The organism is Tenacibaculum sp. 1B UA, from assembly GCF_033978845.1.
Taxonomy (GTDB): Bacteria; Bacteroidota; Bacteroidia; order Flavobacteriales; family Flavobacteriaceae; genus Polaribacter.
Genome location: NZ_JAKVUA010000001.1, coordinates 85,115 through 97,137, shown reverse-complemented (window position 1 = coordinate 97,137; position 12,023 = coordinate 85,115). Strand labels below are relative to the sequence as shown.

Below are 12,023 nucleotides of genomic sequence, written 5' to 3'. Positions count from 1 at the left end.
AAATGGCAGAACACAATGAACTTGGTAAAAAGGGAGAGCAACTAGCAATAAACTATCTTGTTAAAAAAGGATATATTATTGTTGAAAAAAACTATCGATTTCAAAAAGCTGAAGTTGATATTATTGCTCAAAATGGGGAGACTTTAGCTGTTGTTGAAGTTAAAACGAGATCAACAGCTTATTTTGGAAATCCGCAAGATTTTGTGAATCCGAAGAAAATAAAACTATTAGTTACAGCTATAGATAATTATGTAACAGAAAATGACTTAGATGTAGAAATACGGTTTGATATTATCGCTGTTATTAAACAACAAAACGAATTTGTAATTGAACATATTGAAGATGCGTTTTTATACTTTTAAAAAAGAAAAGCTCAACAAATTTGTTGAGCTTTTCTTATGTTATTTACACTAGTAATTACTTATCACTACTAAAGTATTTTTCTACATCCTCTTCATGATCAGGCATAGCAATAATGTTCTTATCTTTGTCTAATATAAAATAAGAAGGTGTGCCAAGTAGGTTATACTTTTTTACTGTTTCGTTGTCAAATTTATATTCAGGATGTGTTCCTATAGCATTGTGCCATCCTGGTAAATTCTTAACAAACTCGTCCCATTCATTTTCTTCATTTTCAATACCAAAAGAAACTACCGATACTTCTTTATGAGTTTGCATAAACTTATAAAGTTCTGGAATTTCTTTTATACAGTGTGGGCAACCAGTACTCCAGAATACTAATAAATACTTATTACCATCATTTAACGTTGATAATTTATATTCTTGATCATTTTCTTTCCAAGAAAAGTCAGGAGCTACTCTACCTACAGTTGCAAGTAATATATCTAATTTTTCCTTTTTAAAATCAGCATCTTGATCTTTGGTAGGAAGCTTATCGTAATATTCAGCAAACATCCAATCTACAATTGGTCCGTTACGTTTATCAGTAAGTGCACTAATTAAATAATCGATAACCGCTTTTTCTAATTTGTCAGAAGAAATTTTCTTCATAACTTTAGTAATAGACTCTTTAATTAGTTTTTGTTGAACATCTTTATCTTCAGAATAGTTTAAATAGAAAACGTAGTCGTTAATTCTATCGATTAAAAAAGAAGAATTATATAACTTATCACTTTTAAAATCGATATGTTCAAAAAAGTTTTCACTAGTAGCAGATAAATAATCTTGTACATTATCGTGAGGATTGGATGAGTTGTAACGACGAGAAGCTTTTATAAAGCTATTTACCAACATTCCTTCAGACTTGTTTTCATAAGTTTCTTGTACGTCTTCTAGTTTCTTAAGCTCTTTTTTATAGGTTTTTTTCGTGTCTTTTGATTTAGTTTCAATATAAGAAGCTTGTAATGAATCTATCTTTTTTTGCACAGCATTGTATGCTTGTAAGTATTCACTGTATAGCTTGTTTTCTCTAGAGCTAGTGAAAAGAACTGATTGATCAGGGTATCTTGGATTAAAAACAAATTCAACATTTTCTTTATTAAAGAAAAAATCAACAAAGCCAGCACCAGAATTTCTATAGGTAGCTCTATAGGCCCCAGAAGTTGCGGTGTTAGGTAGTTCAAAACTAAACTTTCCTAAAACTTGTTGTTCACCACTTATTGCAACAGTATCAAACTTAATTGTAGTATTTGCAAGAAACTTTTGTTTCGCCCCTTCAATTTTATATAAAATAACCCAATCTCCTTTGTCGGGAGGGGTCATAGTACCTTTAACAGTGTACTGTGCATTTACAAGTGATGTGGTGAATATTAATAGAGCCAGTAATTTTTTCATCATAATGTTTTAAAGGGTTATTAATAAGGTTTTAAAACTAGTCATTTGCGAACTTCTATCCAAGAAGTGTACCGTTTTTATTTTTTCTTATGTATTTTAGAAACATTTATTTAATTGTTTCAAAACATGAACTTTAAAGAACAAATATTTTGGGTAACCGGTGCTTCTTCAGGAATTGGCAAATTTCTAGCAGTTACGCTATCTAATTATGGAGCAAAGTTAATTATATCTTCAAGAAATGAAAGCTTTTTAAGAGAAGTGAAAAAACGTTGTAAATATCCAGAAAAAGTTATGGTTTTACCTTTGGATTTAGAAGATTATGAAAACCTTACGGATAAGGTAACCAAAGCGGTTTCGTTTTTTGGTAGCATTGATGTTTTAGTAAATAATGGAGGAATAAGTCAACGATCGTTGGTGAAAGATACTTCGATAAAAGTTGATAAACGTTTGATGGATATTAATTATTTAGGAACTGTAGCTTTAACAAAAGCTTTATTGCCTCATTTTATTGAAAATAAATCGGGACATTTTGTTGTAACTACAAGTATTGTTGGAAAAATAGGAACTCCACTGCGTTCTACCTATGCAGCAACTAAACATGCTTTGCATGGTTTCTTTGATAGTTTGCGAGCAGAACATTGTAATGATAATATTGCTGTTACTTTGGTTTGCCCAGGGTTTGTAACTACTAATGTGTCAAGAAATGCATTAACAGGAAATGGAACTCCTCAAAATAAAATGGATTCAGCCACAGCAAATGGTATAGATCCAGATAGGTTTGCCGAATTGATGCTAAAAGCGATAAAAAATAAAAAAGAAGAAGTTTATATAGCTGGAGCAAAGGAAAAATTAGGTGTATATACCAAACGCTTCTTTCCTAAGTTATTGTCAAAAATGATTCGGAAGTTAAGCGTTACTTAGTCAAAAAAGTTAATTATCTCAAAATAATTAATGATAGCTTCTTTCATTAAAACTGACTGTTCACCTGGCTTTAGGTTAGGTAATTCAGTTAGAGTTTTATAATGTGGCCATCCTTCATCATCAAAAAAATCAAACTCATAGTATCCGTAAGGTTCCAATAATTTACAAATAGCAATATGCATAAGGTTTACTTTTTCATCTTTTTTAAACTTACGATGTCCTTGTCCTAATTCTTGAACACCAATTAAGTAGATAACTCCGTCGATATTAAGATCGTCACCATCTGCGAATTGTTCTGATAACTGAGTTATTAGAAAATCCCATTTTTCTTTTAAGTTAGTTTCTTTTGTCATTTGTGCTTTTTGAAAAAAGCAAAGATAGGAATGAGTTATGTATATTTGTATAGTATCTACACACATAATTAATTTTGCTGTGTTTTTCTATTAAATCTCATTAATTTAGAATTTCAGAAAACAACAATGAATACATTCGACATAATAATAGCTGCGTTATTACTTTTTGGTTTTGTGCGTGGATTAATGAAAGGTTTGTTTGTAGAAGTAGCTTCTTTGGTAGCGCTTGTAGCTGGAGTTTATGGTGCAATACATTTTTCTTACTTTATTGGAGATTGGTTGAAAAACAGTGTTACTTGGGATGAAAAGTATATTTCTTTAGCGGCTTTTGCTGGAACTTTCGTGGTAATAATTGTAGCAATAGCGTTATTAGGAAAAATTTTAACCAAAATAGCAGATTTTGCAGCTTTAGGGATTTTAAATAAAATTTTGGGAGGTGTTTTCGGGGCTTTAAAAATTGGATTAATTTTAAGCGTAATTTTTATTTTTTTCGGGAAAATGAACGATACTATTCCGTTTGTAAAAGAAGAAAGCTTAGAGGAGTCTATTTTATTTAAACCTGTAAAAAAAATTGCTCCTACAATTTTCCCTTCAATTATAAAAGATGAAGGAGAGCAGGAGGATAGTAGTGAAGAGGTAGAAGTAGTAATATAAAAAAATGGATAAAAAAGTTATCCGTTTATATATTTAGTCTAAGTGGTAAATTTCCATAATGTCTTCCAAGATGTGTTCAAAATCGATGTTTAAATCGATGAGATTTCCTGTTTTAATATCAAAAACCCAACCATGTACTTTTAACCCTCTATCTCTATAAGCTTTTTGTACAGCAGCAGTTTTAATTAGGTTAACGCATTGTTCTTGCACATTTAAATCAACCAAACGATCGTAACGAGCATTTTCATCTTTAATTTTATTCAATTCATCTTTGTGTAAGCGATATACATCTCTTATATAACGTAACCAAGGATTTAACAATCCTAAATCGGCAGATTGCATAGCTGCTTTTACACCTCCGCAAGAGTAGTGACCACAAACCACAATATGATTTACTTTTAAATGTTCAACAGCATATTCAATTACTGAGGCAGAATTTAAGTCAATTGCGGGTACCATATTAGCAATGTTTCTATGTACAAAAACTTCACCAGGACTTGAACCCATCAAATCTTCTGCGGAAACTCTACTATCAGAACAACCGATATACAACAATTCAGGACTTTGTCCTTCATTTAATTTTTTAAAGTAACCTTTATTGGTAGATAGTTTGTTTTTTACCCACTCTTTATTGTTTTCAAAAATTTTAGATAGATTCATTAGTATAAAAATTGTTTGTTGGAAGAATCTTTTATACTTGCTTTTGAGTTAAGCAAAATAATTATCGAAGTTAATAAAAAAAGAGAACCTGAAACTAAGTTTAGATTCTCTTTATAATAATAATTATAGGAGATGTTTTTTATTCATAAAAAGTAACAGAACCATCTTTAATATTATACATAGCTCCAACAATCATAATTTCACCATTTTTGTGCATTTCAGCTAGTACATCACTTTCGTTTAAAATTCTATCAATAGTTAATTGTACATTTTTTTCTGCAACTTTATTTACAAACTCTAAATTAGAAGAGTTTCTTAAGCTCTCATCTTTAGGTTCAGTTACAGCTTCTACAGCAGGTTTAATTTTACCTAACATATTGGTTAGGTTACCTAACTTAGCATTATCACAAGCTCCTTTAATAGCTCCACAACTTGTGTGTCCTAACACAACAATTAACTTAGTGCCAGCTAATTTACAAGCAAACTCCATACTACCTAAAATATCTTCGTTTACAAAGTTACCAGCAATTCTTGCGCTAAAGATGTCTCCTAAACCTTGGTCGAATACTAATTCAGCTGAAACTCTAGAATCGATACAACTTAAAATAGTGGCGAAAGGAAATTGCCCTTCTCTAGTATCGTTAACTTGTTCTAATAAATTACGATTTGCTTTTAAGTTGTTTTGGAATCTTTGATTTCCTTCTTTTAAGTACTGTAACGACTTTTCAGGAGTCATTGTAGCTTGTGTTTCTTTAGTATGTGCTTTCATTGATATATTTTTATAAAATTATTTATGTCGTTTTTTTAATTTACGAAGTTAAAAAGTTTAGGCTGCTTTTGGCCTAAGTTTAAAGAACTTAATAAAGCTTTCAGGGTTTTCTACAACACCACGCTCAGAAATAAGTTTAATGTTGATGTTTCTTTCTTTGGCTTTAAATGCAAAATCTTCTAAAATTTCAACAATGTCATTATCCAAGTATCTTGTTTTTCTTACGTCTAACTCTAAATGAGTGCCTTCAGGTAAGCTGTCTAATTCTTTTAAAATTGCTCCTTTGTTAAAGAAAGTCACTTCTTCAGCAAGTGTCATTTTTATTTTGTGCACTCCGTTACTTTTATCTTCAATATGTAAGAAGTGAGAGTTTTGATAACTTTTTATCAAAATAACAAAAACTCCAACAGCTAACCCTAATGAAATTCCTGTAAGTAAATCGGTGAAAACAATACCTAAAACGGTTACAATAAAAGGCACAAATTGTTTCCATCCTAAAGCAAACATTTGTTTAAATAAGCTAGGTTTTGCTAGTTTATAACCAACAACTAATAAAATTGCCGCTAGTACAGATAAAGGTATTTTATTTAATAAGGTTGGAATTAAAATAACAGATAGTAACAAAAATAATCCGTGAATAATTGCAGACATTTTAGATCTACCTCCTGATTGAATGTTGGCAGAACTTCTTACAATTACTTGAGTAATAGGTAAACCTCCAATTAAACCAGATAAAATATTACCTGTTCCTTGTGCTAATAATTCTCTGTTGGTTGGAGTTACATTTTTTTCTGGGTCTAATTTATCTGTGGCTTCAACACAAAGTAGCGTTTCTAAACTTGCTACTAATGCAATCGTAAATGCAGTTACCCAAACTTCGTAGTTTGTAATAGCATTGAAGTTAGGGAATGTGAATTGTGTTAAGAAAGAATCAAAGCTCTCAGGAATAGGTACACTTACTAAATGTGAAGCTTGTATTGCTAACGTTTCATTTCCTTGCATTAAGGAAAAAAATATAATTCCTGTTACAACAGCTACTAAAGGTCCTTGAATTAAATGAAATATTTTCCCTTTTTTACTTAAAACTTTATCCCAAAGAATTAAAATAGCCAATCCAATAAAACCAATAACCATTGATCCCATGGTAATATTATCAGTAATGCTTAATATAGCTGAAAAAGTGTTTTCTCCTGAAGCTTCTATAAAGCTATCAGCCCCTTCTGGTTCAGCATCATATCCAAAGAAGTGAGGAATTTGCTTTAAAATAATAATAATACCAATACCAGTAAGCATTCCTTTAATAACCGATGATGGGAAGTAATAACCGATAACACCAGCTTTAAGAACACCAAAAAGTATTTGAATAATACCTCCTAATACAACGGCTACTAAAAAGTTTTCATAACCACCTAAAGACCCTATAGCGGTTAAAACAATAGCAGCTAAACCAGCTGCAGGACCACTAACTCCTATTTTCGAACCACTCAAGGCTCCAACAACAGTACCTCCAATAATTCCGGCAATTACACCTGAAAAAAGAGGAGCTCCACTTGCTAAAGCAATACCTAAACATAAAGGTAAAGCAACAAAGAATACGACAATACTTGCGGGTAAGTCGCTTTTAATAGTTTTAAACATAATATATGCGTATATTTTATACTCCAAATAAAAATTTAGAGTGTGTTTTTAAAATGTAAATAATTTTTACTTATTAGATTGATTGATTTAGAGCAGTTTTGTGAAAAGCTCAGATCAAAAAATATTGTTTTTGTTTACTAAATATCTATCGCAAGGGTTTTTGTTTTCCATGAAATAGTTAGTAAAAAAAATTAAGCAGTAAAAAATTCAGGAGGTGGAGTGAGAATTTTAGGATATTGTGACACGTAGTTTTTAGATTGAAAACGTACGTTTTTCTTTTTTTGAATTTTTTTATATAAAAAAGAAGTGTAATCTTCATTAGGGTGAGCTTTTAACTCAGCGACCTTAACATGTTTAGTGTTTTCTTCTTCTTCACTTAAACTTAAAAAAATAGTGATATCTTGGTTCTTATCTACCAACGTAATTATCGAAGGCGTAACAATAATGCCTGCGAACAAAACGATAAAAAAGATAGCGATTTTAGATTTCAAAATAACTTTTCTATTTAGTTAGAGGCAAAAGTAATTAATTTTTTACATCTAAAATGTTATAGTTCTTTTAAATTTTTTGCTTTTATCCATCCAACTTTTCCATCAGCGAGCTTTATTTTTTTCCAATTATCTACAGAATCTAAGACATTAACTTTGGTTCCTTCGTGCAATGTGAAAACTTCATTTGAATTATCAGTAGGTTCATTGCTAATTGAAACTTCTTGAGTAAAAATGATAGCTTCAATAGTGTTGTTAGCTTGATTGTATTGTGTGTATGTAATAGTTAAAGATATTATTAAAAGCAAAAAAGAAATAATACTAGTTGTAAAATAAGTTCTTTTTTTGTTTGGAGTATAGGCAAAATAAAACAGCAAAAATAAAATAGAAGCAACAAAAGAAAGCACAATGGTAATTATTGCCCAAGTGTTATAAGTAAACTTTTGTAAATAGTTTTCATTAAACCTTTGAAAAACTGATTTGGGTAATGCTTCAATTCTATCAAGAGTTAAACGCTTTGCTATAATTAAGTTATTTTTAGCATCTTCATTTAAAGGGTTTAATTGTAATGCTTTTTCATAATTATAAATAGTAGGCGCTATTTTATTAAGCTTATAGTAACAGTTAGCCAAGTTATAATACACTTCTGATGATACTAAATTTTCATCTTCTATTTGCTCATATAGTTTAATTGCTTCTTCGTACTTCCCTTCTTTATATAAAGAATTCGCGTTTGTAAATAAATCATTGGCATTTTGTGCTAACGTACTAATTGACACCAATAAGAATAAATATATAACTAACTTTCTCATTATAATTGTCTGTCTAATTGCGTTATTACTTGTTTTGCCTTCTCATACTCCTCTTTCATTTGTACATTGGTAATTGGAGTATATCTAGCAAAATCACAGTTGTTAAATACTTGAATAAAACTATTAATAGTTTCTTTATTAACGTTTTTATTAGCTAATAAATCAGTAATCTTTTCACGACTTATATCAGAAGTTTCTACACCTAGTTTTGCTTTTAAATAATTATGTAGGGCTCTTTCTAAAGCTTCATAAAAAGCTTCTTTATTACCTAATTGCTTTTGTGCTTCCGATAAGTATTTCTTGGCGAGTTTGTCTGCCTTTCGTAGCTTATTTCCTAATATATCACTATCACGCTCTTCTTTCTTTTTTTGAATAAAGATTCCAACAGGAATTGCTAAAATAGGAAGTAATAAAAGAACATAAAATAAGGTAGATTTAAAGAAATCATCTGTCTTTATGGGATGTAAGTTAGTAGATGTTTGGATGTATCTAAAGTCGTTACCCGTAACTTTCACATCTTGTTTAGCTACTGTGTTAGCATCTGAATTTGTCGGAATTTCTTTTCCTTCTAAAACATCAACATATAAATCATCAGTAGTAATAGTTTGATACACTTTTTCTTTCGGGTTAAAGTAAGAAAAGCTAGTTTTTGGAATTCTATATTTTCCTTTGAATTCGGGAACAACTGTATAGCTATCGGTAACTGAGCCTGATAATCCGGTTCCTGTAATACGAACGTTTTCTTTTCTTTCTGGTTGATAAACTTCTAGTTCTTTAGGAGTTTCAATTTTTGGAAGTTCAAATAATTTTAAATTTCCTTTACCATTTACAGAAACCTTAATTTGTGAAGATTCATTTGCCTTTAAGGTGTTTTTACTTAAAGAAACATCAAAAGAAAATTGACCCACTGCACCCGTAAAGCCCTCCGGTTTATTTTGAAGAGGTAAAGCCCGGGCGTTAACAACTTTCTTAGCGGAAGAAAACTCTTTACGAACTTGACGCGTAATTACGTTTCCAAAAAAATCAGCCCTTCCAGTAGGTACTGCCACGACTATATCCATCTTCATTGGGTCTATTGTTAGCTTACCGGAAGTGGTTGGTATTAATAGCGCCTTGTGTAATACTGCATAACGATAATTCTCTCCGTTATAGGTGCCAGTTTTAACACCCATTCCGTTACGCTTAATTTCCTGATTCCAAAAGCCATTGTATTGTGGAGCTTCTGTAATTGCATTATCGTAAATACCAACATTGTCGCTAAAGTACAAGCGATATTCTACATAAATACCTTCACCAACATAAGGTTGAGATTTGGAAATTTCAGCAACTAAATGAATGTTCTGTTCTGCAATATAATTAGGATCGTTCGGGTTTTTAGGGATGTCTACAGCATCTAGAACGATAACTTTTATAGGGTTAGAGGTGAGTGTCTTTCCATCAATTTCAATACTCGCAGAGGGAATATTAAATTCTCCTTTTCTTTTAGGTTGTAAAATGTAAGTGTATGATTGATTAAAGGAAACTTTACCGTTAATCCAAGATTGACTTACTGATTGACTAGGGCCACCAACTATTTTAAAATTAGTGAAATTAGGAGCTTTAAAATTATCGGCTCCTTGTTTATTGATAGAAAACTCAATACGTAATCGTTGGTTTACTCCCAATTTATTTTTACTAACCGCAGCCGTTAATGCAGCGTCTTGCGCACTAAGGGCAAGTGTAAAAAAACTAACTAATAACGATATGTATATTTTCAACTTCATGTTAATTTTCAAAAATGTATAAAAATAATTAAGATTTTAAAAACTGTAAAATTACCAGTCTTTTTCTTGTTTTACTTTTCTTCCTTTTGATTTTTTCGCATTCATCTTTTTCTGCGTTTTGTTTTCCTCATTATTTAAACTCTCTAACAATTGTTTCATCTGTTCTGGAGTCATTTTTCCTTGTTGAGGTTTAGGCTTTTGATTCTGTTTGTCTTTTTGGTCTTGATTAGGTTTTTGTTGATTTTTTTGATCGTCATTTTTCTGATCTTGCTTATCATCTTTTTTGTCCTTATCGTCGCCTTTTTGATCTTTATTCTTGTCGTTCTTTTTGTCTTTGTCGTTTTGTTTTTTCTGATCTTTCTGATCTTTATTTTTTTGGTCTTTATTTTTATCCTTGTTATCCTTCTGGTTTTGTTGTTGCTTTTTAACTTCTTTTTGGGCAACGGCTAAATTATAACGTGTTTCATCGTCATTCGGATTTCTACGTAGAGAGTTCTTAAAGGCTTCTACAGCTTGCTCATATTGTTTTTGTTCCATCATAGCATTACCAATGTTATGATAAGCTTCAGCCTGAGCCATTTTATCTTTTGAAGTCTCAGTAGTTACTTTAAACTGTTCTACAGCTTCTTTGTATTTCTTTTCTTGGTATAAAGTATTACCAAAGTTATAGCTTGCTTTTTCATACTTACTATTTTTACCCAAAGCTTTTCGGTAAGCAATAGCTGCATCGCTAAACTTTTGTTTATTGTATAGTTTGTTTCCTTCTCGTAATAAAGCACGTGCTTCACGTTGTAGTTTAAGTGTATCTTGCTGTGCATTTACGATTGCAGAAACTGTAAGAGCTATAATGAATATTAAATTTTGTAAACTTTTCATACTACATATTAAGATTCTTCGTTAAACAAATCTACTTTCTTCAACCATTTGGTTTTCTTATCAAACAAAAACATATCTAAAATTAAAAACAGGAGTCCAATAGCTACAAACCATTGAAATTGGTCTTTATAATCAGAAAACTGTTTTGTTTCAAATTCATTTTTTTGTGCGTTTCCTATAATTTTTTCAATGGCTTCTACTGGATTTTCAGTTTTATTACCATCAAAATATTGTCCATCAGAAGCATCAGCAACTCCTTGTAAAACATCAGGTTTTCTTTGGGTAATTACTGTTTCTCCCATTCTGTCTTTTTTGTAACCAATAAGCGCGCCATTTAATTTAATAGGAATTGGACCTCCTTTTTCGGTTCCTACACCTACGGTATATACTTTAACGCCTTCGTTGGCGATGTTTTGAGCAACTTGTTTAGTTTCTTCTTGATGGTCTTCACCATCAGAAATAATTATTAAAAAACGATTAGTTTGCTCATCGTTATCATAATAAGTGTTTGCTAAGTTTAGTGCTTCGTTAATGGCAGTACCTTGGCTTGAAACGATATCAGGATTTGCGTTTTGCAAAAACATTTTTGCAGCAGCATGATCTGTGGTAATAGGAAGTAGAGGATAAGCATTACCTGCATAGATAATAATACCAACTCTATCACTGCCTAACTTATCAATAGTTTTAGATATTATTTGTTTTGCTTTTTCTAATCTATTAGGGGCAATATCTTCTGCTAACATACTTTTAGAAACGTCTAAAGCAAACACCACATCAACACCTTCTCTTTTTACAGTTTTTAGTTTTGTTCCCATTTTAGGGTTAACTAATGATAGAATTAAAAATGATAATCCTACCAAAAAGAAAATAAGTTTTAGTACCGATTTAAAGGTTGATGTATTTGGTGCTATTTTAGATAAAAGCAACGGATTAGCAAACTTTTTTTGAGTTCGTTTTTTCCACCATAAAACGAATAGGAAAACCACAATTATTACAGGAATAATTGCAAAAAGATAAAAATATATTGGTTCTTCTAGTTTGTACATCCTTCGGATAGTTTAATTGTTGATGCGTTTAATCGTTTAACTGTGATTTTCGTAAAGAATTCAACATGTTAGAAATTTTGTATATAGTATTTCTTAATTTTAAATAGTCTTCTTTATTGATTTGTTAAACCAAACTCCTCTGAATCAGGAAAATTTTCTATAACAGAATATGTTTTTTTAGAAAGCTTAACAGCTTCTTTCCAAACTTCTAATTTTTCAAAAGAGAAAATATACATTTTTTAACTTTTA

General features: G+C 30.7%; 14 protein-coding genes. 3 read left to right on the top strand and 11 right to left on the bottom strand.

From position 1 onward, the window contains the following. The first annotated feature begins 2 nt into the window (after window positions 1-2). Window positions 3-362, top strand: coding sequence for a YraN family protein (locus MK851_RS00450; protein ID WP_320240547.1), 360 nt, complete (start codon window positions 3-5; stop codon window positions 360-362). Window positions 363-417: 55 nt separating this feature from the next. Here MK851_RS00450 and MK851_RS00445 read toward each other — a convergent pair whose 3' ends face one another. After that, window positions 418-1,794: a TlpA disulfide reductase family protein gene (locus MK851_RS00445; RefSeq protein ID WP_320240545.1), complete on the bottom strand. Its 1,377-nt coding sequence runs from the start codon at window positions 1,792-1,794 to the stop codon at window positions 418-420. 126 nt (window positions 1,795-1,920) lie between these two features. Here MK851_RS00445 and MK851_RS00440 point away from each other — a divergent pair, with 126 nt between their 5' ends. Further along, window positions 1,921-2,715, top strand: coding sequence for an SDR family oxidoreductase (locus MK851_RS00440; RefSeq protein ID WP_320240543.1), 795 nt, complete (start codon window positions 1,921-1,923; stop codon window positions 2,713-2,715). Here the strand turns inward: MK851_RS00440 and MK851_RS00435 are convergent. Further along, a complete protein-coding gene (locus tag MK851_RS00435; RefSeq protein ID WP_115900100.1) occupies window positions 2,712-3,068 on the bottom strand; it encodes a hypothetical protein in 357 nt (118 codons plus the stop codon). The genes MK851_RS00440 and MK851_RS00435 overlap by 4 nt on opposite strands. Window positions 3,069-3,194: 126 nt before the next feature. On the opposite strand from MK851_RS00435, the gene MK851_RS00430 reads away from it, so the two are divergent. Next, window positions 3,195-3,722, top strand: a complete 528-nt coding sequence (locus tag MK851_RS00430; protein ID WP_320240540.1) for a CvpA family protein — start codon at window positions 3,195-3,197, stop codon at window positions 3,720-3,722. Window positions 3,723-3,755: 33 nt separating this feature from the next. Here MK851_RS00430 and MK851_RS00425 read toward each other — a convergent pair whose 3' ends face one another. The 9 genes from MK851_RS00425 to MK851_RS00385 form a co-directional block, all read right to left on the bottom strand. Then, a complete protein-coding gene (locus MK851_RS00425) occupies window positions 3,756-4,382 on the bottom strand; it encodes a carbonic anhydrase (RefSeq protein ID WP_320240538.1) in 627 nt (208 codons plus the stop codon). A gap of 139 nt (window positions 4,383-4,521) precedes the next feature. Beyond that, entirely contained in the window at window positions 4,522-5,151 is a 630-nt protein-coding gene (locus tag MK851_RS00420) for a carbonic anhydrase family protein (RefSeq protein WP_320240536.1), read from the bottom strand. Window positions 5,152-5,208: 57 nt separating this feature from the next. Further along, window positions 5,209-6,789 (bottom strand): SulP family inorganic anion transporter, encoded by a 1,581-nt coding sequence (locus MK851_RS00415; RefSeq protein WP_303505710.1) that lies wholly within the window; start codon window positions 6,787-6,789, stop codon window positions 5,209-5,211. 191 nt (window positions 6,790-6,980) lie between these two features. Then, window positions 6,981-7,280 (bottom strand): hypothetical protein, encoded by a 300-nt coding sequence (locus tag MK851_RS00410; protein WP_303505708.1) that lies wholly within the window; start codon window positions 7,278-7,280, stop codon window positions 6,981-6,983. Window positions 7,281-7,336: 56 nt separating this feature from the next. After that, on the bottom strand, window positions 7,337-8,089 hold the full coding sequence (locus MK851_RS00405; RefSeq protein ID WP_320240532.1) for a CDC27 family protein: 753 nt from the start codon (window positions 8,087-8,089) through the stop codon (window positions 7,337-7,339). Then, the gene (locus tag MK851_RS00400; protein WP_320240530.1) at window positions 8,089-9,852 is read right to left on the bottom strand and encodes a BatD family protein; all 1,764 of its coding nucleotides are present in this window, start codon (window positions 9,850-9,852) and stop codon (window positions 8,089-8,091) included. The genes MK851_RS00405 and MK851_RS00400 overlap by 1 nt, the downstream gene beginning before the upstream one ends. A gap of 51 nt (window positions 9,853-9,903) precedes the next feature. Beyond that, window positions 9,904-10,728, bottom strand: a complete 825-nt coding sequence (locus MK851_RS00395; RefSeq protein WP_320240528.1) for a tetratricopeptide repeat protein — start codon at window positions 10,726-10,728, stop codon at window positions 9,904-9,906. Between the two features lie 8 nt (window positions 10,729-10,736). Beyond that, window positions 10,737-11,774, bottom strand: coding sequence for a VWA domain-containing protein (locus tag MK851_RS00390; protein WP_320240526.1), 1,038 nt, complete (start codon window positions 11,772-11,774; stop codon window positions 10,737-10,739). 113 nt (window positions 11,775-11,887) lie between these two features. After that, window positions 11,888-12,010 (bottom strand): four helix bundle protein, encoded by a 123-nt coding sequence (locus MK851_RS00385; protein ID WP_303505696.1) that lies wholly within the window; start codon window positions 12,008-12,010, stop codon window positions 11,888-11,890. Window positions 12,011-12,023: the final 13 nt, after the last annotated feature.